Here is a 25,150-nt window from a genome sequence, read left to right on the forward strand (position 1 = left end):
GCCTAAACCTCATCAATAGATTGACCAGCCAATGCCTGACGAATAGATTTGTCCATTCGACGAGAGGCAAACTCTTGGCTAGCTTTGTCTGTTTTCTTAATACCATTTTCAATTGCGCGTACATCAGTACCTTGACGCAATTGAACCAATTCCATCATTACAGCTTCCAATGCATCACGCTCTTCCTTCGACAGTAACGTATCACCGTCTTGCGCCAATGCCGCGATAAGTCCTTCTAATACACGATCGGCCTCAACCTGTTGTTCAGCAAGTGCTCGCGCATCTTTATCGTCTTGTGCATAGGTCATCGAATCACGAATCATTGTCGCGATTTCGTCATCACTTAAACCGTAAGATGGCTTAACTTGAATAGAAGATTGTACGCCGCTGCTCTTTTCCATCGCGGTTACAGACAGTAGACCGTCAGCATCAACTTGGTACGTCACTCGAATATGAGCAGCACCTGCCGCCATTGCTGGAATACCGCGTAGCGTAAAACGTGCCAGTGAACGGCAATCGCTCACCATTTCACGCTCACCTTGCACCGTGTGAACAGACATAGCTGTCTGGCCATCTTTGAACGTCGTAAATTCTTGCGCGCGTGCAACAGGAATTGTTGTATTACGAGGAATGATTTTTTCAACCATACCACCCATGGTTTCAATACCCAGCGACAATGGGATTACATCGAGCAGGAGCATTTCAGTGTCAGGCTTGTTGCCGACCAAAATATCAGCTTGAATCGATGCACCAATCGCAACCACTTTATCAGGGTCGATAGAGGTTAATGGTGTTTTGCCAAAGTAGTCACCCACCATTTCACGGACAAGTGGCACACGCGTAGAACCACCGACCATTACCGTTTCAATGACATCTTCGCTTTCAACGTCTGCATCACGCAAAGCACGACGACATGACATCAGCGTTTTCTTCACTAATGGTCGAATAATTTCGTTAAATTGTTCGCGAGAAATCTCACCTTGCCAACCCAAGACTTCAATCGTTGTCGTGTCGCTATCAGATAAAGCAATCTTAGCGTCTGTTGCTGCGTCTTGGAGAATACGGCGTTGCTGCGCAGTCAGATTTTCAGCTAAGTTTGCTTGCGTCATAATCCAATCTGCAAGTAGGTGATCAAAGTCATCACCACCTAGTGCTGAGTCACCGCCTGTAGCTAATACCTCAAAGACACCTTTTGATAGGCGTAGAATCGAGATATCAAAAGTACCACCACCTAAATCGTAAACCGCAATCACGCCTTCTTGGCCTGAATCTAAGCCGTATGCAATTGCAGCCGCTGTCGGTTCATTCAATAAACGTAATACATTAAGACCCGCTAGTTGCGCCGCATCTTTGGTACCTGCGCGTTGCGCATCATCAAAGTAAGCTGGCACCGTAATCACCACGCCTTCAAGATCACCACCTAGCGTTTGCGTTGCACGCTCAGTCAGTGTCTTTAAGATCTCAGCAGAGACTTGGATCGGGTTAACAGCACCATGACGTGTAACCAGTTGTGGCAAACCGTTATCAGTTGCAGTGAACTGGTAAGGTAAATGCGGGTAACGCTGTTCAATATCAGCTAAAGAACGTCCCATCATACGTTTTACCGAGATGATAGTATTCTCAGGATCTTGTTGAGCATGTGCTTTCGCATCAAACCCCACTAACGTTGCTTGCTCACCGTAGTGAACAATAGACGGCAGTAATGAACGACCGTTTTCATCGACAAGTGTTGCGGGTTCACCGCTGCGAACAGCCGCAACTAATGAATTTGTCGTACCCAAATCGATACCCACCGCAAGACGATGTTGGTGCGGTGCAGCGCTTTGACCGGGTTCAGCAATCTGTAACAGTGCCATGGTGATTCCTGTTTTTAATCTAGTAACGTCTCTTCCAGACGCTCAACTTCATCACGCAGCTTATCAATAAATTTAAGCTTACGCACGGCATCTGCCGCATCATTCCAATTACTCGCAACGAGCAAACTTTCTAGTTCGATTAACTGTGCTTTATAGAGCTTTTTGGTCTGTTGCTCAAAATCGAATAACGCTTCGGCAGGGTCGCTAGCATCAGGGATTTCTTCCAGCTCTTCACGTAGTTCCATTTGCTGCATCAAAAACATCGGATCTTGCAATGTTTTGTGCTCACCACGGATATCAAGGCCGCGTTCAGAAAGCATATACTCGGCACGAGTAATTGGGTGCTTAAGCGTTTGGAAGGCATCGTTAATTTGGGCGGCTTTTTGCACTGACATCAAGCGGTCACGCTCTGAAGCCGTTGCAAAATTATCAGGGTGGAAACGACGCTGCAGTTCACGGAACTGGTGTGAAAGAAGGCTACCATCCAATTCAAATTGGAAAGGTAGCCCAAATAATTCGAAATGATTCATATCGCATCTAGTATCAGTAAAATGCGCAGTAGAAAGTGGGATAATTCACACTTTTTACTACGCATAGAAAAGGCGATTACACGTTGAAACTCTCGCCACAACCGCATTCGCTCGATACGTTCGGGTTGTTGAACTGGAAGCCTTCATTTAAGCCTTCTTTGGCGAAATCAAGCTCAGTACCATCTAGGTAAACAAGGCTCTTAGGATCAATGATCACCTTCACACCTTGTTGTTCAAATACTTGATCGCCTTCATCGAGTTCATCAACGAATTCGAGCACATAGGCCATTCCTGAACATCCTGAAGTTCGGACGCCGAGACGCAGGCCAATGCCTTTACCACGGTTTTCTAAGAAAGTAGCTACGCGACTTGCTGCCGCTTCAGTAATAGTAATGGCCATGTACAACAACCCTCAACGGAATTAATTTTCTTCGTGTTTCTTTTTGTAATCAGTTACAGCTGCTTTAATTGCATCTTCTGCAAGAATCGAGCAGTGAACTTTTACAGGCGGTAATTCAAGTTCTTCAGCGATTGCTGAGTTCTTGATTGATGCAGCTTCGTCTAATGTTTTACCTTTAACCCACTCAGTAATCAGTGAGCTAGAAGCAATTGCCGAGCCGCAACCGTATGTTTTGAATTTCGCATCTTCGATGATGCCTTCTTCGGTAACTTTAATTTGCAGCTTCATTACGTCGCCACAAGCTGGTGCACCCACCATACCGCTACCAACACTTTTATCGTTTTTATCAAATGAGCCCACGTTACGCGGGTTCTCATAATGATCGATGACTTTTTCACTATACGCCATGATAATTTCCTCGAATGCTATATGACCGCAAAGATTAGTGGTGTGCCCACTCAACGGTATCTAAATCTACACCTTCTTTGTACATGTCCCAAAGAGGCGACATTTCACGTAGTTTTTCAACTGCGGTGCTGATTTGATTTACTGCGTAATCAATTTCTTCTGCAGTCGTAAAACGACCAAAAGAGAAACGGATTGAGCTGTGTGCCAGTTCATCGTTCAAACCAAGCGCACGAAGTACGTACGAAGGTTCTAGGCTTGCCGATGTACATGCAGAGCCTGATGAAACCGCTAGATCTTTCAGTGCCATTAGCAGTGATTCACCTTCAACGAATGCAAAACTTACGTTTAGGTTGTTTGCTACACGTTGCTCTAGGTCACCGTTAATTGTTGTTGCTTCGATGTCTTTGATGCCATCAAGTAAACGTTGACGCATTGCAGCAGCGTGAGCACGATCTTGCTCCATCTCTTCTTTTGCAATACGGCATGCTTCACCCATACCAACGATTTGATGCGTTGCTAGCGTACCTGAACGCATACCACGCTCATGGCCGCCACCGTGCATTTGCGCTTCTAGGCGAATACGAGGTTTACGACGTACGTACAATGCACCGATACCCTTAGGGCCGTACAATTTGTGCGCAGACATCGAAATTAAATCAACTTTCATTTCTTGCACGTCGATTGGCAACTTGCCTGCAGATTGTGCTGCATCAACATGGAAGACAATTTTACGTTCGCGACATAGTTCGCCAATTGCTGTGATGTCTTGGATCACACCAATCTCGTTATTCACATGCATGATAGACACTAAGATGGTGTCTTCACGCAGTGCGTCACGCAATTTCGCCATGTCGATCAGGCCGTTTTCTTCAGGCTCAAGGTATGTCACCTCAAAACCTTCACGCTCTAGTTGACGACATGGATCTAAAACAGCTTTGTGCTCTGTTTTACATGTAATGATGTGCTTGCCTTTTTTATGGTAAAAGTGCGCAACACCTTTAATTGCTAAGTTATCTGACTCAGTTGCACCCGACGTGATAACAATTTCACGAGGGTCTGCATTTAGAAGATCTGCAATTTGTTCACGAGCGTTGTCTACCGCTTCTTCTGCCTGCCAACCGTAACGGTGAGAGCGCGAAGCTGGGTTACCAAAGCAGCCGTCCATAGTCATGCACTGCACCATCTTTTCGGCAACACGTGGATCAACAGGACAAGTAGCAGAATAATCTAAATATATAGGCAATTTCATTTTCATCTCCGAAAACACGGACAGCTAGTCTCTAGGAGCGGACATCGACACCAATGGTGGCGTTATCGTGTTGTTTTTTATTTACTAAATTCGACTTAGCAACGTTGTTTTGTAAATACTGATCTTGACGGTCAGAGATAGCTTGAACATCGTTGTCTTTCATCAGCTCACCGAGCGTGATGTTGTTTAAAAAGCCACTAATACGTGAACTTAAATCGTGCCACAAGGTATGGGTTAAACAACGGGCTCCGCCCTGGCAACCACCTTTTCCGTGACACTTAGTTGCATCTACTGATTCATCAACCGCCGCGATAACCATGCCGATAGCAATGTCGTTGGCTTCTTCACCAAGGCGGTAACCACCACCTGGACCACGCACACTTGCTACTAAACCAGCCTTACGCAGCCGAGAAAAAAGCTGTTCTAAATAAGACAACGAGATACCTTGGCGCTCTGAAATATCAGCCAAAGGCACAGGGCCATCTTGAGAATGCAAGGCGACGTCTAACATCGCTGTTACTGCATATCTTCCTTTTGAAGTCAATCTCATAACACACCGCTACCCACTCATGTATATGGGAGCAGTTTTGCATACCCGACTAAAACAGTCAAGTATATACCTGACTAATTTAGTCAGGCTTTTAACCCTTTGCTATGTAGGTCTACTTTTCGCGGGAAGCTAACGATTTCTCAACTGAAGAAAGGATACCACGCAGGATATTCAGCTCTTGTTGCTCTGGTCGAGCACGGTTGAATAAACGACGCAATTTATTCATCACCATACCAGGATGGTTCTTATTGATAAATCGGGTTTGACGAGTCACTTTTTCAAGGTGTTCATAGAACATTTCGAGTTCCTTCGCACGAGGATATTCAACCTCTTGCGTTTCACCTTTGTACTTTTCAGCTTCAAGATGCGCCATGCGGATCTCGTAGCTAATTGTCTGTACAGCCATCGCTAAATTCAGTGAGCTATATTCAGGATTTGCAGGAATGTAGACATGACAGTGACATTTTTGCAGCTCTTCATTGGTTAAACCTGTACGTTCACGACCAAAAAGAATAGCGACAGGGTGAGAATTGGTTTCTTCAATCGTCTTGATACCACATTCACGTGGATCGAGCTGAGGCCATTCCAAGGTACGGGAACGAGCACTTGAGCCAATCACTAAGCCACAATCAGCCACTGCTTCATCAAGGGTGTTGACGATTCTGGCGTTCTCAACAATATCCGCCGCCCCTGCAGCAAGGGCAATAGACTTCTCATCGATCTCACAAGCAGGATCGACAAGGACAAGATTCGTTAAGCCCATCACCTTCATTGCTCTGGCAGCAGAGCCAATATTTCCAGGGTGGGATGTACCAATTAAAACAACGCTGATTTTATCTAACATGGCGTAGCAATTTTCCGACGTTTTGTTAAAGCCGAGGGATTTTAGCACAGCCATTTTGAAAGTGGGGAAAACATGTAGATTCAATCAACATTATTATCAGAATTATGCATCAATTGCTGCTGCCGCATTCCTTTTACGCTTTTAGTCGTTACATTGAACGAATAAAAAATAACCACTTCCATTTTCGCTAGGCTCTGTTATACTCGCCGCCGCTTTTTAGTTCTTTAACATCCGTTGGGAAGATCCTATGCATCCGATGCTAAACATCGCCATTCGTGCTGCACGAAAGGCCGGTGACCATGTCATGAAATCACTAGAGAAGCCTCAATCAATCGAGGTTGCTGAAAAAGGTAATGACGTAGTTACCAATATCGATCTTGAAGCTGAAGCTCTCATCATCGAAACAATTCTTAAGTCTTACCCTGATCACTGCATCATTGGTGCAGAGACTGGTACTAAAGAAGGCCGTGACAAAGAATGTCAATGGATCATTGACCCAGTGGATGGCACCAAAAACTTCGCACGAGGTTTGCCTCACTTCGCTATCTCAGTAGCACTACGCATGCGTGGCCGTACTGAAGTAGCTGCCGTTTACGACCCTGCTCGTAACGAACTATTCACAGCAACACGTGGTTCTGGCGCTCAATTGAACAGCCAACGTCTACGTGCAACTCAACCGCGTAACCTTGCAGGTACTATCCTAGCAACAGGTCTACCGTTTGCAGCTAAGCAACATTCAGAAAGCTACCTAAAAATCCAAAGCGCACTTTTCGTTGAATGTGACGACATGCGTCAAATGGGTTCAAGTGCACTAGACCTATGTTACCTAGCAGCTGGCCGCGTTGATGGCGTTTTCAAACTAGGCCTTAAGCCTTGGGAAATTGCTGCTGGTGAACTAATTGCTCGCGAAGCTGGTGCTATCTGTACAGATTTCACAGGTAACACTAACTACATCACATCTGGCAACATCGTTGCTGGTAACGCACGTGTAGTTAAACCAATGCTTGCTAAAATCCGTGAACACGGTAGCGATGCACTGACTAAGTAATTTTTAGATTACGCGTCAAATTCGAAGCCCTGCACACTGTGCGGGGCTTTTTTTTGCCCTGAATTTGATCATTTCCTTCATTATCGAATAGCAGCAGCCTTGATAACCTGATCTAGCACTTATAAAACATCGTATTGATTATGTAGAATACGTATTTATTTCCCTCTTGTAGGTCACTGTTATGTCATCACTTTTCTCGCGCACCCTGCCCCTTTCTGCAATCGCAATTGTTTGTACTTCACTATTAAGCGGCTGCGATAAACATTACGAAACCGTGGATGCAATTCCTTTTGCCGATCAAAATTTTCGAAGCTGTGTATTAGAAGCCAACGAACAGTATTCTGAAGATATTACCGAGCTTGATTGCGATAACAGTGATATCAAGTCTGTCGATGAATTAAAGTACTTCGAAAACCTACGTGAGCTATCGCTAAAAGATAACCAACTTACAACCATTGACTTAACCAATAATCCCGAGCTACGCCAGGTTAATCTTGCTGATAACGAAATCCAGTCATTGGATCTGAGTGAAAATGAAAATTTACGCAGTCTGGTTGTGACCGAAAACGAGCTAGAAACACTCGATATTCGCGCTAACCCTAAGTTAGAAAAATTACTGGCAGGTCATAACCAATTGGAGAGTCTCGTGCTGAGTAAAAAAAGTCGGTTAACACGCCTTGCACTCCCATCCAACGAACTCTCGACTTTGGATCTAAGCACAGCGACCGAGCTTGAACTACTGAATGTGATGGACAATGATCTCACTGAATTAGATCTCAGCCACAACACCAAACTAACGACCTTAATTGAGCAAGGCAATAAAATGAATGGTGGCAAGCAACGCCCTGCCAGTGAATGGGCTAACTAAGCTATCCCATATCTATATAGTCATACAGACATAAAAAAACGGTGCCACATGGGCACCGTTTTTTATCAGTAAGCATCACACGCCACTAAGGCATGGATTCAAACTCTTCACCTTCTTTTTCAACTTGCGGTGGCATTAGGTGTTCACGAACAATACCTAGTTTCAGAGCAAGTGCAGAAGCCACGTAAATAGACGAATAAGTACCCACTACGATACCAATCAGCAATGCTGTCGCAAAACCGTGGATCATAGTGCCGCCTTGTAGGAATAGCGCGATAACTACAAACAAGGTAGTACCAGAGGTAATCAAGGTACGACTTAATGTTTGAGTGATCGAGTTATTCATAACATCAGCAGAATCACCTTTACGCATCTTACGGAAGTTTTCACGGATTCGGTCAAAGACAACAATAGTATCGTTGAGGGAGTAACCGACCACAGTTAGCAAGGCTGCAACTATGGTTAAATCCACTTCAATTTGTAAGAACGAGAAGATACCGATAGTAATAATGATATCGTGCGCCAGTGCTAATACCGCACCTGCAGCCAGACGCCATTCAAAACGCATCGAAACGTATAACAAGATACATAGCAGTGAAGCAATAATTGCTAGACCGCCCGCTTCTGCTAGCTCATCACCCACATTCGGGCCAACGAACTCAATACGACGCATTTCAACGTTTTGCTCTGTACCTGCTTTCAGCGCATCGATGATTTGTAGACCTAGCTTCTCACCCTTTAGGGTTTCACGAGGCTGAAGGCGTACTAATACATCGCGTGCTGTACCGAAATTTTGAACAATCGCATCACCAAAGCCCGCTTTCTCAAGCGACTCACGGATCAAACTTAAATCAGCTGGCTGTTCAAAGCCCACTTCAATCAAGGTACCGCCAGTGAAATCAAGGCCCCAGTTAAGCTTCTTAGTGGCAACGGTGCCAATTGCAGCTGCAATCATCACCAGTGATACAAAGAAGGCCACTTTTGACCAACGCATAAAGTCTATGGCTTTACCCGTTTGCAATAATTGATACATTCTAGCGTCCCCTTAGATCGACAGCTTATCTACGCGCTTACCGCCGTAGATAAAGTTAACTACAGCACGCGTACCCACGATAGCTGTGAACATCGAGGTCAAAATACCGATCGACAGTGTTACAGCGAAGCCTTTAATCGCACCTGTACCTACGGCAAACAGAATGATTGCTGTAATTAAGGTAGTGATATTGGCATCGGCAATGGTACTGAATGCATTCGCGTAACCTTGTTGAATCGCATGCTGAGGGCTTCGGCCTTCACGCAGCTCTTCACGGATACGTTCAAAGATCAGTACGTTCGCATCGACGGCCATACCAACAGTCAGTACGATACCGGCAATACCCGGTAAGGTCATGGTAGCACCTGGGATCATCGACATAATGCCAATAATCATTACCAAGTTCATCATCAGTGCCATGTTGGCAATCAAGCCAAACTTACGGTAGTACAGTAGCGTAAATAGCATTACGGCTAACATACCCCATAGACACGCCTGAACACCCATGTCGATGTTTTGCTGACCCATTGATGGACCGATAGTACGCTCTTCAACAATGGAGATAGGTGCAATCAACGCACCCGCACGTAGTAGCAAGGCTAGGTTGTGCGCTTCAGCTGCTGAGTCGATACCTGTGATACGGAAGTTACGGCCAAGCGCAGTTTGAATCGTTGCTTGGTTGATGACTTCTTCGTGCTTCTCTAGGATCACTTTGCCATTTTCATCACGCTCGCCACTGTCTTTATATTCAGTGAACATGGTAGCCATTAGCTTACCAACGTTATTACGTGAGAAGGCTGTCATTTTGCTACCACCTTCGCTGTCTAGCGAGATGTTAACTTGCGGACGACCGTATTCATCAGCACTTGAGCTTGCATCTGTGATGTGAGAACCCGTTAGGATGACACGTTTTTTCAGTACCGCCGGACGGCCGTCACGTGTTGTTTTCACTTCACTACCAGCAGGTACTCGACCTGCCATTGCTGCCGCTAAATCAGCACTGCTGTCCACTTCTCGGAATTCAAGTGTTGCTGTCGCACCCAAAATTTCTTTAGCACGCGCTGTATCTTGAACACCAGGTAACTCAACAACGATACGGTTAGCACCTTGGCGCTGTACCAAAGGTTCAGCAACACCTAGCTCATTCACACGGTTACGAAGAATGGTGATGTTTTGGTCTACCGCATAGTTACGAATCTCTTTTAAGCGCTCTTCAGAGAATGTCGCGCTCACCACAAAGCGACCATTACTGGTGCTGTCGGTAAAGACCATATCAGGGTGAAGTTTAGCAAGCTCACGCTCTGCTTGAGCCATTTGCTCTGCATCACGTAGGCGCACTTCAACGGCAGTATCAGTTTTACTGATTGCACGGTAACGAATTTTCGCTTCACGCAGTTCGGTACGGAATGTTTCTTCCTGCTGACCCAGCAATTTTTCCATTGCTGCATCCATATCCACTTCCATTAAGAAGTGAACACCACCACGTAGATCGAGGCCGAGTTTCATCGGTGAAGCACCAATTGATTCAAGCCAGCTAGGGGTTGCAGGTGCAAGGTTTAAGGCTACAACGTAGTCTTCACCGAGTTCATCATTGAGAATATCGCGAGCACTAATTTGTGTATCAGTGTCATTAAAGCGGACCAGGACAGCACCGTTTTCGAACGCGATAGATTTGTAGGAGATTTGACTTTTTTCTAGGTCTTCGGTGACAACATCCAGAGCAGACATATCTACCGAGGCGCCACGCGCCCCGGAGATTTGAATCGCTGGATCTTCACCGTATATGTTGGGAAGTGCATAAAGCAAACCGATGATAAGTGTAAACACTACCATCAGGTTCTTCCACAAAGGGTAACGGTTTAGCACTGCTATGATCCTTCAGAGCGAATAATTATAGAGACTTCATCGTGCCTTTTGGCAGAACAGCAGTCACGAAGTCTTTCTTAATTGTTACTTCAGTGCTGTCGTTAAGCGCGATAACAATGTAGTCGTTATCTTCAGATACTTTAGAGATCTTACCTAGTAGGCCGCCGTTTGTTAGCACTTCATCACCTTTGCCCATCGAAGACATTAGATCTTTATGCTCTTTCGCACGTTTCGCCTGTGGACGGTAAATCATGAAGTAAAAAATTACAGCAAACAGACCAAGCATGATGAAAAGCTGCATGCTTCCGCCTTGTGGTGCACCTTCAGCTGCGGCATGAGCTTGAGAAATGAAAAGACTCATTTAATAACGTCCTCGTTAATTGTTAAGCATTTTTTAGTGGTGGAACTTCACGGTCACGACGCGCATAGAATTCTTCTACAAACGCATCGAAACGATCTTCGTCAATCGCCTTACGGATACTTTCCATCAAACGTTGGTAGTAACGCAAGTTATGAATTGTATTCAGACGTGAACCAAGAATCTCGTTACATTTATCTAAGTGGTATAAATACGCCTTAGAGTAATTACGACAAGTGTAACAGTCACAATGCGGATCTAGAGGCGTTGTGTCTGTTTTATGTTTCGCATTACGGATCTTGATCACACCGCCGGTCACAAATAGGTGGCCATTTCGGGCATTTCGAGTAGGCATTACACAGTCGAACATATCGATACCGCGACGAACACCTTCTACTAAATCTTCTGGTTTACCTACGCCCATTAAGTAGCGTGGTTTATCTTGAGGCAATTGTGGACACGTATGCTCAAGAATACGGTGCATGTCTTCTTTCGGCTCACCCACTGCTAGGCCGCCAACGGCATAACCGTCAAAGCCAATTTTTGTTAGGCCTTCAACCGATACATCACGCAGATCTTCATACACACCACCCTGCACGATACCAAAAAGTGCATTCGGGTTTTCTTGTTTGTCGAAGTGGTTACGGCTGCGTTGTGCCCAACGTAGTGACATCTCCATCGATTTTTTCGCTTCGTCGTGTGTCGCAGGGTATGGCGTACACTCGTCGAAGATCATCACGATGTCAGAACCTAAATCGTATTGAATTTCCATCGACTTTTCAGCGTCCATGAAAATCTTGTCACCGTTTACAGGGTTACGGAAGTGAACACCCTCTTCAGTGATTTTACGCATTGCACCTAGGCTGAATACTTGGAAGCCGCCTGAATCAGTCAGGATAGGGCCTTGCCATTGCATGAAGTCATGCAAATCGCCGTGAAGTTTCATCACTTCTTGGCCTGGGCGTAGCCATAGGTGGAACGTATTACCAAGTAGGATTTGTGCACCTGTGTCTTTTACTTCTTCAGGTGTCATACCCTTAACAGTACCGTAAGTACCTACTGGCATGAACGCTGGGGTTTCAACCGTACCGCGTTCGAACTGCAAGCGACCGCGACGAGCACGACCTTGCGTTTTATCTAATTCAAATTTCACACAACCTCCAAAAGCCAGAGAAACAATCTGACATAACAACCTGACAGTAACAGTCGTGAAAAATCACTACCTCTATCAGGGCAAATACAAACGGCGGAATGCCTAATGTATTTTAGCGATAGTATTGACGATTTTTCGGCAATACAGGCCATTATGATAAACATAACGACCAAATTCTGGTGCGCTTAGCGCAAGAAAGGCTGCAATTTTAACAAATGCAGCCTTACATGACACTGACTTAACTGAGTAAGTCGCTAATTAGACCTGTCTCTTCATGTATTTGTTCATTCCGACAACGAAAATCAACAAATACACGCATCAGCGAAAATGCAGTTAGCCTTGGGTACGACGCGTAATAAACATCGCATCACCGTAACTAAAGAAGCGATATTGATTTTCAACCGCTACTTGATAAGCATGCATAGTATGGTCGTAACCTGCAAACGTGCTCACTAGCATGATCAAAGTAGATTCAGGCAAGTGGAAGTTTGTCACAAGCGCATCAACCAGTTGGAATTCATAGCCACCTGGGTAGATGAAGATATCGGTATCACCAAAGAAAGGCACCAATTCTGTACCATTTTTCAGTGCATCTTGTGCTGCTGACTCAAGCGAACGTACTGATGTTGTTCCCACTGCAATCACACGACCGCCATTAGCCTTAGTCGTAAGTACCGCATCAACCACGTCTTGTGGAACTTCAACGTATTCAGAGTGCATGTGGTGATCATTAATATCATCTACACGAACAGGTTGGAAAGTACCCGCACCTACGTGCAAGGTTACAAAAGCAAAGTTAGCGCCTTTTGCCTTAATAGCCGCTAATAACTCGTCATCAAAGTGAAGACCAGCCGTTGGTGCTGCAACTGCACCTGGTTTAGCATTGTAGACCGTTTGGTAACGTTCTTTATCAGCATCTTCATCTGGGCGGTCAATGTAAGGCGGTAGTGGCATGTGGCCCACTTCTTCCAATACTTCCAGTACCGTTTTATCACCCGTAAAACGGATTTCAAATAAGGTATCGTGACGCGCAACCATTTCAGCTTGGTGCTCATCATTATCGCCTAAAAACAGGACATTACCCGGTTTTGGTGATTTAGAAGCACGAACATGAGCTAGGATGCTTTTTTCATCTAGCATACGCTCAACTAACACTTCAATTTTGCCACCTGACTCTTTACGGCCAAAAACGCGAGCAGGGATCACTCGAGTATTGTTGAACACGAGTAAATCACCCGGCTCAACCAAATCCAGCATATCTTTAAAGCCTTTATGCTGCAGTTCGCCAGTATTGCCCGTCAACTGAAGGAGTCGGCTGGCAGTACGCTCAGGTTGTGGGTAACGAGCAATCAGCTCATCAGGTAGGTCAAAGTGAAAATCAGAAACTTGCATTTTGTCGCGCCTCAAAAAACAGAGGCAGCTAGTATAGGCTGCCACACTGCAATATCAAGGAAAGTTCGAGCTGTTGCGTTACTAAACAGCCGCTCGCGAACGCTTCATGGCTAAACTAAATAGCCCTAAGATGACGAGAATACCAACACTGCCTCCACCATCGCTTCCTGAGATATTATCAGTACTTGGCACTGCAATATCGGTTCCAGCGTTACTGTAATCCTTTGCAAACGGATCAATACTCAGTGCTGGTGTACTCACCGCTAATAAGCTGTTAGTCGTTAATCCATTGATCCAGCCAACAAAAGGGAGTACCTCGGTATACACCCCCGGTAACGAGCTGGCACAACCATCACCAAAGCTCACCAACCCAAGTAAACGTAGCCCAAAGTCAGGGTCGCTAGCTCGTAGCGGGTCTTGCCATACTAATGGTCCACCAGAGTCACCAAAACAACTATCACGCACAACCAAGGGAGAAGGCGAAATGGCACAAACAAAAATGTTAGCTTCACCATCAGTCACACCGGCCCCCCATTGGTTACTACAGATATTATCAGGTACCCCAGTTAATAAGGTTTGTTGCAAAGACGACGAACCCGATGAGCCGTTCACACTGGTACTACCCCAGCCAGATACCAAAAGGTTAGCGGGGTTATTTCCACCCTGGGTATAATTGGTTCGAAAAGCAAGATCAGCACGTTCTTGTTGATCTTGGGTGGCAATGAGTATTGGTTTAGCACTATCTGGTGCAGGTGAACGCAATTTTAGAACGGCAATGTCATTGGAAAAACGGGACGCATTATAATTCGTATTAATAATGCGACTGCTAACAGACAATGCATTACGCGATGTCGCGCTAAATATGCTTGAGATCCCCCCCCAAACTTTAATATCAGCCGCATCGGCAATAAGGCCGCCATTTTGTAAGCAGTGAGCCGCCGTTAATACAACATCTTGCGCCACCAGCACGCCACCACAAACATAGGTGCCATCATTCGGGAATGAGATATTGAGATAAACCTGCCAAGGGAGTTCATCATTTTGGCTGGTCACGCCACCAATAATACGAGGGGATGCAACTGGGGATGATGCAAATACAGGTAAGCTTATGTAGCACAACAGCAGTAAAACAATATACCTAGCCATAACTCTACCTATTCTTATTGACTTAACAATCAATATGAATATTTAGTCCATTTTTAATGCCAAATAAGCATATTGATTTATTTAGTATATGCCACATCCGAAGCTTTACCCGAAAAAGCGCCATCAAAACAGCTATAGATAATTTTGTGAATTTTTGACTGTGGTCATAGGTAGTTAGGTTTATATTCGCTACATTCAATAGACAGGGATTTGTTACCCCGTTAATGGAGGCAAGTATGTTCACTGTCGCAGATATGATGACTCAAAATCCATACGCACTAGGCCCTTACAGCACCTTGGCTGACGCGAAAGATTTAATGGAAAAACACACGATTCGCCACGTTCCTGTCATTGATGAAAACCACCACCTTCTAGGCTTAGTCACCCAGCGCGATGTGCTCTCAGCACAAGAGTCGAGCTTAGAAATGATCACCCAAAGCAATTTTATGTCAGCACTCGATATTCAGCTGATAAAATGCATGAATCGTTCGCTAATGAGTGTGGATTGTCATGCAGGCTTGAAAGAAGCGGCCTTGTATATGCAAAAGCATAAGATTGGCTGCCTACCTGTGGTAGAAGATAAAGTCTTAGTGGGGATTATTACCGACAGTGATTTTGTCTCTATTGCAATTACTTTGTTGGAAATCCAAGATGAGGTCGAGCCAACAGAAGTTGAGGCATAATTCATCAAGTGTTTAGTCGTAAACGAGATTGTGCTGTTATTTGCTAACCTATTCACTATTCTCTTATAAACTCAGTGCTCAATTTGGCACATGGACATAAGGTAGTCGTGAACTTTTTAGCACATTTGGATCTCGCTGATTTTTGCCAAAGCCATTTGGCAGGTAACTTACTGGCTGATTTTGTCCGAGGCGATCCTTACAAACAACATACTAAAGCTGCAGCTGATGGTATCAAGCTACATCGCTTTGTTGATGGGTATATCGACGCCATGCCACAGGTTAAACAATGCCAACGCTTGTTTAGGCCAGAGACGCGTCGTGTCAGTGGTATAGCCCTTGATCTCACTTGGGATCATTTCCTTGCCAAGCACTGGCTCCGCTATCACTCGCACTCCCTACTCGAATTTGTCACCCAAGCCCAACAAGATGTAGAACGTTATCAGTACAACTTACCTGAAAGCTACCAACAAATGAGTGCTCGTATGTGGCAGCAACAATGGCTCATTCAATACCAAGAAGCCGCCACCATAGAAACAGCCCTGACACGAATGGCAATTCGCCGTCCCAAATTACATCAACTTGCCAACACACCAACAGACATTTTTACGCACTACCAACAACTTGAAACCACATTTCACGCGATTTACCCGCAAATTCAGCAAGCTGCGTTAGGTTATCGCCAACAGCAAAACACAGCTTCATAGTTGATCGTACTAAGATCCTTTTTCCAAACAAAAAAAAGGAGCACTAAGTGCTCCAGCGATAACAAACTAACAAGTCACAAACGGTAACCATGGTTGTTACGCCATGGCTTGTACTAGGAAAAGAGTCACTCAGTTCTCTCGGGGGAGAGGAAAGAGAGCGGTGTTCCCGCCCTCTCGCTAGATTAAAATTGGTCTTCTTCAGTAGAGCCCGTCAGTGCCGTCACTGAAGAATTACCACCTTGAATCGTATTGGTCATCTTATCGAAATAACCTGTACCCACTTCTTGCTGATGCGCAACAAAGGTATAGCCTTTTTCAGCCGCAGCAAACTCAGGACGCTGTACTTTCTCAACGTAATGGCGCATGCCTTCACCCTGTGCATATGAGTGCGCCAGTTCAAACATGTTAAACCACATATTATGAATACCCGCTAAGGTAATAAACTGGTACTTATAACCCATATCTGATAGCTCTTGCTGGAATTTCGCAATCGTCTCTGCATCTAGGTTTTTCTCCCAGTTAAACGATGGAGAACAGTTATAAGCTAATAGCTGATCTGGGTACTGCGCATGAATCGCTTCGGCAAATTTACGGGCTTCTTCAAGACATGGTTTCGCGGTTTCACACCAAATAAGATCCGCATATGGCGCATAAGCCAGACCACGAGAAATGGCTTGGTCAATACCTGCACGGACTTTGTAGAAGCCTTCTTGAGTACGTTCACCTTCAATGAAGTCACGATCATATGGGTCGCAATCAGACGTCAACAAATCTGCTGCGTTAGCATCGGTACGTGCAATCACCAAGGTTGTTGTGCCTGCCACATCAGCCGCCAAACGTGCCGCAACCAATTTTTGCACGGCTTCTTGGGTCGGTACTAAAACCTTACCGCCCATATGGCCACATTTTTTCACCGACGCAAGCTGATCTTCAAAGTGCACACCTGCCGCACCAGCATCAATCATATTGCGCATTAACTCATACGCATTCAATACGCCACCGAAACCCGCTTCTGCATCAGCAACAATCGGTAGGAAATAATCAATTCCTTCTTCTGGGTTACTGCCATTGGCCCATTGGATTTGGTCGGCACGACGAAACGCATTATTAATACGGCTAACCACTGCGGGTACTGAATCAACTGGGTACAAAGACTGATCTGGATACATAGTAGATGCGGTATTATTATCCGCCGCCACTTGCCAACCAGAAAGATAAATCGCTTCAATACCGGCTTTCGCTTGCTGTACGGCTTGGCCACCTGTTAGCGCACCAAGACAGTTGACGTATCCTTTTTTCGCCGACCCATTAACAAGGTCCCATAGCTTATCAGCACCACGCTGAGCTATCGTATTAGCCGGTGCAAACGAACCACGTAAATTAATCACTTCTTCTGCTGTGTAAGTACGCTTCACGTGTTTCCAACGTGGGTTCTCAGCCCAATCTTTTTCAATAGCTTCAATTTGTTGTTGGCGAGTCAGTGTCATAATGATGTCCCTCGTTCATTTGGCGATAATAGGTATAACGTCTTTGTTAATCCGCTTTAGTCTTTAACGCTTCACATTGCATTCAGTTACTTCATGGTATGGTCCGACTAAGGTAAATACTCATACCCCGGTACCGTTAAGAAATTCATAAGTTCATCGCTGGTCGTCAATCGCGCCATTAATTCAGCCGCTTCTTGGTATTGCCCTGCCGCGAAAATGTCACTTCCCAACTCTTGCTCTAGCACTTGCATTTCTTCTGCAAGCATCTCCTCAAACAAAGCTGCGGTAACCACTTTGCCATTACTCAAATCTTTACCGTGCTTAATCCATTGCCAAATGGAAGCACGTGATATTTCAGCCGTTGCTGCATCTTCCATCAAACCGTAAATCGGTACGCAACCATTACCTGTGATCCAAGCTTCAATGTATTGCACCGCCACACGAATGTTATGACGCATTCCCTCTTCCGTTCGCTCACCATCACACGGCGCAAGCAACTCTGCGGCAGTAATAGGCGCATCCTCACTTCTACTCACATCAAGTTGGTTATGACGGTTACCCAATGTTTCATTGAAAACCGCACAGGCTGTATCAGCCAAACCTGGGTGAGCAACCCAAGTACCGTCGTGACCATTATTGGCTTCCAGTGACTTATCAGTCTGGATCTTATTGAGTACCCAAGCATTTTTCTCGGCATCTTTTGATGGAATAAAGGCCGCCATGCCTCCCATAGCAAAGGCACCACGACGATGACAGGTACGTACCAGCAAGCGTGAGTAAGCATTTAAGAAAGGCTTTTCCATGGTGACAACTTGACGATCAGGCAAAATGCGATCTGGGTAATTGCGTAGGGTTTTGATGTAGCTAAAGATGTAATCCCAACGGCCGCAGTTCAAACCCACTATATGTTCTTGCAAGCTATAGAGGATTTCGTCCATCTCAAACACAGCAGGTAGGGTCTCAATCAAAACTGTCGCTTTAATGGTGCCGCGCGATAAGCCCATTTCATCTTCTGCAAAGCTAAAGACATCACTCCACCATGCCGCTTCCTGATGCGCTTGCAGTTTAGGTAAGTAAAAATACGGGCCGCTGCCTTTTGCAAGTAGCTGCTTGTAGTTATGGAAAAAATACAAAGCAAAATCAAACAAAGCACCAGGAATAGGCACACCTTGCCATAGCAAATGCTTCTCAGGCAGGTGAAGACCGCGCACACGACAGATTAATACGGCAGGATCATCGTTAAGCTGATATTGCTTACCGTTAGTGGGGTTGGTGTAACTGATAGTGCCATTCACCGCGTCACGTAGATTTCGCTGCCCAGCGACAACTTCATCCCAGGCAGGTGAAAAAGAATCTTCAAAATCCGCCATGAACACCTTCACATTGGCATTCAAAGCATTGATGACCATCTTACGTTCGACTGGCCCCGTGATCTCAACGCGACGATCTTGCAAATCAGCAGGAATATTTTGAATCGACCAGCTCCCTTCGCGAATATTGGCCGTTTCCGCTAAGAAATCAGGTAGCTCGCCAGCATCAATACGTTGTTGTCGCTCATCCCTTGCATTGAGTAGGCTCGGCACTTGCTCAGCAAAGCGTTCAACCAAACGCTCTAAAAAAGCCAGTGCTTCATCACTGACAATTTCTTGCTGATCGGGAGATAGCGCTTTTTGAAGCGATAGCTTTACATGATGAGAGGACAAAGTGTTATCAGTGGACATGGCTATCTCCTACAATTCCATTTGTAACTTTATCACCACTTTTATCAATGATGACTAACAAGGCGTTTTTGCGAGTCAAACTGCGTAACGCCCTATTTACGTTGCATTAACAAACGCACAATTGCAAGCGCCCCATTTCTAAAGACAAGACAAAACACCAAGTAGTTCTCTTTAATATCAGCCACTTAAACAAACTAGAGCTAAAACTCAAAACACTAAATTAAAACATTTTCCAGTTAAAAATTCGGTTCTTAATCAGAGCCTTAAAAAATGTCACTTTTTGATTTAATTACGTAATTAAATTACAGAAATAATTGCAAATTTATTAATCCCAAAAAGCGTTTTAAACAGGGAGGATAAAATGAAAACCCAAAGATCGATTAAATAACATACAGATAGAAGATGCAGTCAGGTCATATTCATACGCCAACCGCATACAAAAATACTCACCTAGTTTCATTTATTTCTAAAGCGAAACATAATAAACCTACAAATAGCAGTGAGTTACCACTTCGGCATTAGTGGTTATGAATCTAAATTTTGGAGAAAAACCAGAGGAATGTGCTGACATATTGATTTTTATGCCAGCGCTATAAAGAAAATGGGAAAAAGATGGGAATTTGCCGCCAAAGACAGGAAATTACAGCACTTAAAGTAACCCTTGAACCACATCGGCCAGTTGATTAAAAGTATGAATACGACTAGACGTCGGACGCCAGACGAGGCCGATTTCACGGTAAGCTTCATGGCCAGGTGGTTCAACAACCACAAGATTTTGATTATCTAACAAACCATGATCAATCGCCATCTGTGGAATAAACGTCATCCCCATACCGTTCGCTACCATTTGCACTAGAGTATGCAGGCTCGTGGCTGAAAACGGATTTATCTTATCTTTACTGGTCAGTTGGCATGCCGACACCGCATGGTCGGTTAAGCAATGCTCTCGCTCAAGTAAAAATACGGATGCGTCAGGTAAATCATCGTAACGAATCGGCACCCGCACTGTATTGGCCTGTTTTTGGCTAATGACCATCTTAAACGCATCACGGCCGACGATCTTGCTTTGCATGCCGTTGATTTCCATCGGCAAGGCCAAGATAAGCACATCCATCTCACCGTTACGCAGCGCTGTCAGTAAGTTGGCTGTTGTGTCTTCACGTAGCAATAAATCCAGCTTAGGAAAGCATCGATTCACTTCTTGGACTAAATCACACAATAAGAAAGGGGCAATCGTGGGAATACAACCAATACGCAGCTGCCCTTCCATGCCATCGCCCGTGCAATTGGATAACTCCATCAAATCACGCGAACGCGCAAGCAGCTCACGCGCACGCGTTACGACTTCTTCGCCCATAGAGGTAAAGACAAGGGACTTGTTATCCCGCTCAATCAGCTGACAACCGATTAGCTCTTCAAGATTTTGTACCCCCGAACTCAGGGTGGACTGGCTCACAAAGCACAGTTTGGCCGCTTCACCAAAATGGCGCGTTTCTGACAATGTGACTATATAGTTAAGTTGCTTTAAGGAAGGAAACTTGTTCATCGTATTTTTCGATTACATCAATCTATTTATTCCGCTTTTTTGAATCTACCAGTTTCGTTATAGTTTGTCTCGTCCAAACAGGGAGCTGCTTCAAAGAGTAGCACCACATTGAATTTTATTAGGAGCACCAAAATGGTACTAGTAGGTCGTCAAGCACCAGATTTTACTGCTGCAGCTGTTCTAGGTAACGGTGAAATCGTTGATAACTTCAACTTCGCAGAATTTACCAAAGGTAAAAAAGCGGTAGTTTTCTTCTACCCACTAGACTTCACTTTTGTTTGCCCATCAGAACTAATCGCATTCGATAAGCGTTTTGAAGATTTCCAAGCGAAAGGCGTTGAAGTAATCGGTGTTTCAATCGATTCTCAATTCTCTCACAACGCATGGCGTAACACTGCTGTTGAAGACGGCGGTATCGGTCAAGTTAAATACCCTCTAGTTGCTGACGTTAAGCACGAAATCTGTAAAGCATACGATGTAGAGCACCCAGAAGCAGGCGTTGCTTTCCGTGGTTCTTTCCTAATCGACGAAGACGGTGCAGTACGTCACCAAGTAGTTAACGACCTTCCACTAGGCCGTAACATCGATGAAATGCTACGCATGGTTGACGCACTAAACTTCCACCAGAAGAACGGTGAAGTTTGTCCAGCACAGTGGGAAGAAGGCAAAGCAGGTATGGATGCATCTCCAAAAGGTGTTGCAGACTACCTATCTGAGCACACTTCAGACCTAGGTAAGTAATTACCACTTAACACCACGCTCACGGTGTTAATAAGGCGACAAACGCAATAGCGTAAAGCCAAAGTCAGCCAACAGGCAAAAATAGAATGAGGCCCGGACGCACCGGGCCCTTTTTCGTTTCTATCCCCGCAAAAATATCGGCTAATTCAGCTTCCATACATAATTTATATTAGACTCTAGTGACCTCCATCCTTTGTTGATAGATCACCATGCAACTCGAAGTCTGTATTGATAATTTAGAATCCCTACACTACGCCCAACAAGGCGGCGCTACCCGTATTGAACTTTGCTCATCACTTGCGCTTGGGGGCTTAACACCCAGTGCTGGATTCATGCAGCTCGCCGCAAAACATGCCACAATTCCTGTCTATGCCATGATTCGTCCACGCCAAGGGGATTTCTTATTCTCAAGCGACGATGTAGAAATCATGCTAGCGGATATTCATGCCGCTAAGCACGCGCAACTACAAGGCATTGTTGTGGGTGCGCTAACCTGTGATGGTCATGTTGATCGCGATATTCTTCACGCCTTGATGAAACAAGCAGGCACGCTAGGTGTTACTTTCCACCGCGCTATCGACCAATGTGCCGACCCCTTTGCTGCATTAGATACTGTCATGCAAGCAGGCTGTGAGCGTGTACTTACCTCTGGATTGGCACCGAGTGCTCCTGAAGGTATCACCATGATTAAACGTATGGTGGAACACTGCGTTAAGCATTATGGCGACCAGTTCAGTATCATGCCGGGCGCTGGTGTAACAGCCGATAACGCAGCGTCAATCATCAAACAAACGGGCGTCCATGAAATCCATCTATCGGGAAAAAGCACTCGTCCAAGCTTAATGCAACATATTGATGCATCAGCACACATGGGCAACGCCAATGTGGATGACTTTGCGATTCCTGTCACTTCGGTGGAAAAAATAAAAGCCGTGGTAGCGCAGATCCAACAGGCTTAACCCATCAAAAGGTTCGTATTGCGCTAAGCTCAATAAGGCCACCTACTGTTGCGACCAAGGAAGGATGCATGACCCCAGCTCTCACCGATTCTGCTGATAAATTAAAAAAGAAAGACTACGCGACCGAGCTTGAGCGACTTCAAGTTGAATTGGTAAAACTGCAAGAGTGGATAAAACACTCAGGCATGAAAGTCGTGGTTATCTTTGAAGGGCGAGACGCGGCAGGAAAAGGTGGTGTCATTAAGCGTATTACCGAAAAACTCAACCCTCGTATTTGTCGTGTTGTTGCTTTACCTCAGCCCACTGAAAAAGAGAAAACACAGTGGTACTTTCAACGCTATGTTGCGCACCTACCAGCAGCTGGTGAAATGGTGCTCTTTGATCGCAGTTGGTACAACCGCGCTGGGGTTGAAAAAGTCATGGGGTTTTGTAATGAAGAGGAATACGAAGAGTTCTTACGATCATGTCCCGAGTTCGAACGTATGCTGCAGCGTTCTGGCATTATACTGTTAAAATATTGGTTTTCAGTGTCTGACGAAGAACAAGAAAAACGGTTTCTAGAGCGTATCAATACGCCAATTAAGCGCTGGAAGTTCAGCCCTATGGACTTAGAGTCACGTAATCGCTGGGCTGAATACTCTGCAGCAAAAGATCGTATGTTTGCCTATACAGATACAAAACAAAGCCCATGGTGGGTGGTGGATGCCGACAGTAAAAAGAAAGCCCGCATTAACTGCATCTCTCACCTCTTGGCACATATCCCATATCAAACCTTGAGTTACCCCGATATTGACCTTCCCGAAGTCAATAAAGATGGTTATGTTCGTGCCCCACTCGATCAACAAACCTTTGTGCCTGATCGCTTTAACAAATAAAGTATTGAGCCATAACGCTAGCATTCCCAAGCCACTGTGATAATTTGAAATAACACAGCTGGATGGTTAGGAAAAACATGGCAAAGGATCTGTCGGCGAATTTAGATTTAAACCTACTACGCACTTTCATTATTATTGCTCAAGAGCAAAACTTGCGTAAAGCGGCTGAACGCCTGTTTGTCACTCAGCCCGCTGTTAGCCATGCACTACAACGGCTGCGAAACCATTTTGATGATCAACTCTTTACCAAAACCAAGCAGGGCTTAAGCGCAACGCCTTACGCTGAAGAGCTTTACCACCACTTACAACCTGCGATGGATAGCCTATCAAAGGCACTGAATATCACTCTGACATTCACCCCTGCTGAGCTTGATGGGAAAATACGTATCGCCCTTGCCCCGCAATTTCTCGCCTCTATTGGCAGTGAGCTCTTTTTGAAGATCCATCAAGCTGCACCTCAACTTCGAGTGGAAATCCTTAATTGGTCAACAACCACATTAATGGATATTCACCAAGGCGAAACACTGCTGGGTATCAATTACGATATAGAAAATACAAGTAAAGAATTAGTCAGAAAAGAGCTCATGAAAGGAGAAGCGCTGGTGTTTGTGCGAGAAAATCATCCTTATCGCGGATCGGTTATTACCCCCACAGAAGCCGCACAGTATGGATTTGCTTGCCTTATCATCCCAGATAGAACCGAGCAAATTACCGATGTTGAAAAGATCTTTGCGCTGTATGGGTTACCCGCAAACATTTGTTTTCGCTCAACATCCGCGCAGACTGTATTAGAAGTGGTAAAAGAAACCGACATGCTGTTTCCATGTGTGAGTGATCTGTTTTCACATTCCCACCCAGATTTTAGAAAGATTACTGTCAAACTCGATCGCTACTCCAATCAATACGAACTCGTGGCTTTCTACCCCAATAAAAACAGTAAAGAGCCACTCACCTTATGGGTGATGGGGTTAGTCAGCGAACTGCTAACCCAACGTAATAACCCAATCACTAGTTAAGCTTCAAAATATCTTCGATTTCCTCTGGCGAGGTATGGCGAACATCTTTACCTTTCACAAAGTAAATAATGTATTCGCAAATGTTTTGGCAGCGATCGCCGACACGTTCAATCGAGCGGGCTGACCACATCACTTTAAGTACGTTAGGGATCGATCGAGGATCTTCCATCATATAAGTCATCAATTGACGCACAACCGCTTCGTATTCACGATCAATACGATCGTCATCTTGATACACTTTAATCGCCGCTTTGACATCCATACGCGCAAAGGCATCGAGTACCTCGTGTAACATACGTACCGCATGCAATCCTAAGGCTTCTAACGATACCAGCAAGCTATATTGTTTGTTGGTAAAGTTCTCAAGCGCGACCTTAGCAATGCTCTCAGCTACATCACCAATTCGCTCAAGATCGGTAATGGTCTTAATAATCGCAATCACCAAACGTAAATCACTGGCCGTTGGCTGGCGTTTCGCAATAATGCGAGTGCAAGCTTCATCGATCGCCACTTCCATAGAATTCACTTTGTGATCATCTCGAATTACCCGCTTAGCCAATTCCGCATCTTGCTTATGCAATGCTTTAAGTGAATCAGCCAGTTGCTGCTCGACCAGGCCGCCCATGGCTAATACATGGGTACGAATACTCTCAAGCTCAGCATTAAATTGACCTGAAATATGACGGCCAAGGCTAAAATTATCTAACATTTATTGCT

At 45.0% G+C, this 25,150-nt stretch carries 25 protein-coding genes; 8 read left to right on the top strand and 17 right to left on the bottom strand.

Features of this window, described 5'->3' with window-relative positions:
- Nucleotides 1-2: 2 nt before the first annotated feature.
- The 7 genes from hscA to trmJ form a co-directional block, all read right to left on the bottom strand.
- Nucleotides 3-1,856 carry a Fe-S protein assembly chaperone HscA gene (gene hscA / locus OCU77_RS13515; RefSeq protein ID WP_048898102.1) on the bottom strand — a complete coding sequence of 618 codons (1,854 nt, stop codon included), beginning with the start codon at nt 1,854-1,856 and terminating at the stop codon, nt 3-5.
- A gap of 14 nt (nt 1,857-1,870) precedes the next feature.
- Entirely contained in the window at nt 1,871-2,386 is a 516-nt protein-coding gene (gene hscB / locus OCU77_RS13520) for a co-chaperone HscB (protein WP_048898101.1), read from the bottom strand.
- A 76-nt stretch (nt 2,387-2,462) separates the two neighbouring features.
- On the bottom strand, nt 2,463-2,786 hold the full coding sequence (iscA, locus tag OCU77_RS13525) for an iron-sulfur cluster assembly protein IscA (protein WP_048898100.1): 324 nt from the start codon (nt 2,784-2,786) through the stop codon (nt 2,463-2,465).
- A 21-nt stretch (nt 2,787-2,807) separates the two neighbouring features.
- Entirely contained in the window at nt 2,808-3,194 is a 387-nt protein-coding gene (gene iscU, locus OCU77_RS13530; RefSeq protein ID WP_048898099.1) for a Fe-S cluster assembly scaffold IscU, read from the bottom strand.
- Between the two features lie 34 nt (nt 3,195-3,228).
- The gene (locus OCU77_RS13535; protein ID WP_048898098.1) at nt 3,229-4,443 is read right to left on the bottom strand and encodes an IscS subfamily cysteine desulfurase; all 1,215 of its coding nucleotides are present in this window, start codon (nt 4,441-4,443) and stop codon (nt 3,229-3,231) included.
- Between the two features lie 31 nt (nt 4,444-4,474).
- A complete protein-coding gene (iscR, locus tag OCU77_RS13540; RefSeq protein ID WP_048898097.1) occupies nt 4,475-4,993 on the bottom strand; it encodes a Fe-S cluster assembly transcriptional regulator IscR in 519 nt (172 codons plus the stop codon).
- Nucleotides 4,994-5,105: 112 nt separating this feature from the next.
- Nucleotides 5,106-5,837: a tRNA (cytosine(32)/uridine(32)-2'-O)-methyltransferase TrmJ gene (gene trmJ / locus OCU77_RS13545; protein WP_048898224.1), complete on the bottom strand. Its 732-nt coding sequence runs from the start codon at nt 5,835-5,837 to the stop codon at nt 5,106-5,108.
- A gap of 247 nt (nt 5,838-6,084) precedes the next feature.
- Here trmJ and suhB point away from each other — a divergent pair, with 247 nt between their 5' ends.
- Together suhB and OCU77_RS13555 are read left to right on the top strand one after the other, a co-directional pair.
- A complete protein-coding gene (gene suhB / locus OCU77_RS13550) occupies nt 6,085-6,885 on the top strand; it encodes an inositol-1-monophosphatase (RefSeq protein WP_048898096.1) in 801 nt (266 codons plus the stop codon).
- 181 nt (nt 6,886-7,066) lie between these two features.
- On the top strand, nt 7,067-7,753 hold the full coding sequence (locus OCU77_RS13555) for a leucine-rich repeat domain-containing protein (protein ID WP_048898095.1): 687 nt from the start codon (nt 7,067-7,069) through the stop codon (nt 7,751-7,753).
- A gap of 85 nt (nt 7,754-7,838) precedes the next feature.
- Here OCU77_RS13555 and secF read toward each other — a convergent pair whose 3' ends face one another.
- The 6 genes from secF to OCU77_RS13585 form a co-directional block, all read right to left on the bottom strand.
- Nucleotides 7,839-8,786, bottom strand: a complete 948-nt coding sequence (gene secF / locus OCU77_RS13560) for a protein translocase subunit SecF (RefSeq protein ID WP_048898094.1) — start codon at nt 8,784-8,786, stop codon at nt 7,839-7,841.
- A 12-nt stretch (nt 8,787-8,798) separates the two neighbouring features.
- A complete protein-coding gene (gene secD / locus OCU77_RS13565) occupies nt 8,799-10,652 on the bottom strand; it encodes a protein translocase subunit SecD (RefSeq protein WP_107302777.1) in 1,854 nt (617 codons plus the stop codon).
- Nucleotides 10,653-10,677: 25 nt separating this feature from the next.
- Entirely contained in the window at nt 10,678-11,013 is a 336-nt protein-coding gene (gene yajC / locus OCU77_RS13570; protein WP_048898093.1) for a preprotein translocase subunit YajC, read from the bottom strand.
- Nucleotides 11,014-11,035: 22 nt separating this feature from the next.
- Complete coding sequence (tgt, locus tag OCU77_RS13575; RefSeq protein WP_048898092.1) at nt 11,036-12,163, bottom strand: tRNA guanosine(34) transglycosylase Tgt; 1,128 nt, start codon at nt 12,161-12,163, stop codon at nt 11,036-11,038.
- A 333-nt stretch (nt 12,164-12,496) separates the two neighbouring features.
- The gene (gene queA, locus OCU77_RS13580; protein WP_048898091.1) at nt 12,497-13,555 is read right to left on the bottom strand and encodes a tRNA preQ1(34) S-adenosylmethionine ribosyltransferase-isomerase QueA; all 1,059 of its coding nucleotides are present in this window, start codon (nt 13,553-13,555) and stop codon (nt 12,497-12,499) included.
- Nucleotides 13,556-13,636: 81 nt separating this feature from the next.
- Nucleotides 13,637-14,701: a S1 family serine peptidase gene (locus OCU77_RS13585; RefSeq protein ID WP_107302778.1), complete on the bottom strand. Its 1,065-nt coding sequence runs from the start codon at nt 14,699-14,701 to the stop codon at nt 13,637-13,639.
- 236 nt (nt 14,702-14,937) lie between these two features.
- Here OCU77_RS13585 and OCU77_RS13590 point away from each other — a divergent pair, with 236 nt between their 5' ends.
- Both OCU77_RS13590 and OCU77_RS13595 read left to right on the top strand, forming a co-directional pair.
- The gene (locus tag OCU77_RS13590; protein WP_048898090.1) at nt 14,938-15,384 is read left to right on the top strand and encodes a CBS domain-containing protein; all 447 of its coding nucleotides are present in this window, start codon (nt 14,938-14,940) and stop codon (nt 15,382-15,384) included.
- A 107-nt stretch (nt 15,385-15,491) separates the two neighbouring features.
- On the top strand, nt 15,492-16,088 hold the full coding sequence (locus tag OCU77_RS13595) for an acyl carrier protein phosphodiesterase (protein WP_048898089.1): 597 nt from the start codon (nt 15,492-15,494) through the stop codon (nt 16,086-16,088).
- Between the two features lie 182 nt (nt 16,089-16,270).
- On the opposite strand, the gene aceA is transcribed toward OCU77_RS13595, so the two are convergent.
- The 3 genes from aceA to OCU77_RS13610 form a co-directional block, all read right to left on the bottom strand.
- Nucleotides 16,271-17,575 carry an isocitrate lyase gene (gene aceA / locus OCU77_RS13600; RefSeq protein WP_048898088.1) on the bottom strand — a complete coding sequence of 435 codons (1,305 nt, stop codon included), beginning with the start codon at nt 17,573-17,575 and terminating at the stop codon, nt 16,271-16,273.
- A 107-nt stretch (nt 17,576-17,682) separates the two neighbouring features.
- A complete protein-coding gene (aceB, locus tag OCU77_RS13605) occupies nt 17,683-19,296 on the bottom strand; it encodes a malate synthase A (protein WP_048898087.1) in 1,614 nt (537 codons plus the stop codon).
- Between the two features lie 649 nt (nt 19,297-19,945).
- A complete protein-coding gene (locus tag OCU77_RS13610) occupies nt 19,946-20,842 on the bottom strand; it encodes a hydrogen peroxide-inducible genes activator (protein WP_048898086.1) in 897 nt (298 codons plus the stop codon).
- A gap of 132 nt (nt 20,843-20,974) precedes the next feature.
- Between OCU77_RS13610 and OCU77_RS13615 the strand changes: the two genes are divergently transcribed.
- From OCU77_RS13615 to OCU77_RS13630, 4 genes are all read left to right on the top strand, one after another.
- Entirely contained in the window at nt 20,975-21,583 is a 609-nt protein-coding gene (locus OCU77_RS13615; RefSeq protein ID WP_107302779.1) for a peroxiredoxin C, read from the top strand.
- 203 nt (nt 21,584-21,786) lie between these two features.
- Nucleotides 21,787-22,542, top strand: a complete 756-nt coding sequence (locus tag OCU77_RS13620) for a copper homeostasis protein CutC (protein WP_048898085.1) — start codon at nt 21,787-21,789, stop codon at nt 22,540-22,542.
- Between the two features lie 68 nt (nt 22,543-22,610).
- A complete protein-coding gene (gene ppk2 / locus OCU77_RS13625; protein WP_048898084.1) occupies nt 22,611-23,417 on the top strand; it encodes a polyphosphate kinase 2 in 807 nt (268 codons plus the stop codon).
- Nucleotides 23,418-23,494: 77 nt separating this feature from the next.
- Nucleotides 23,495-24,433 carry a LysR family transcriptional regulator gene (locus OCU77_RS13630; RefSeq protein ID WP_048898083.1) on the top strand — a complete coding sequence of 313 codons (939 nt, stop codon included), beginning with the start codon at nt 23,495-23,497 and terminating at the stop codon, nt 24,431-24,433.
- Here OCU77_RS13630 and phoU read toward each other — a convergent pair.
- Nucleotides 24,426-25,142, bottom strand: a complete 717-nt coding sequence (gene phoU, locus OCU77_RS13635) for a phosphate signaling complex protein PhoU (protein WP_048898082.1) — start codon at nt 25,140-25,142, stop codon at nt 24,426-24,428. The genes OCU77_RS13630 and phoU overlap by 8 nt on opposite strands.
- Between the last annotated feature and the right edge of the window lie 8 nt (nt 25,143-25,150).

It is taken from the genome of Photobacterium swingsii, assembly GCF_024346715.1.
In the GTDB taxonomy this organism is placed as follows: domain Bacteria; phylum Pseudomonadota; class Gammaproteobacteria; order Enterobacterales; family Vibrionaceae; genus Photobacterium; species Photobacterium swingsii.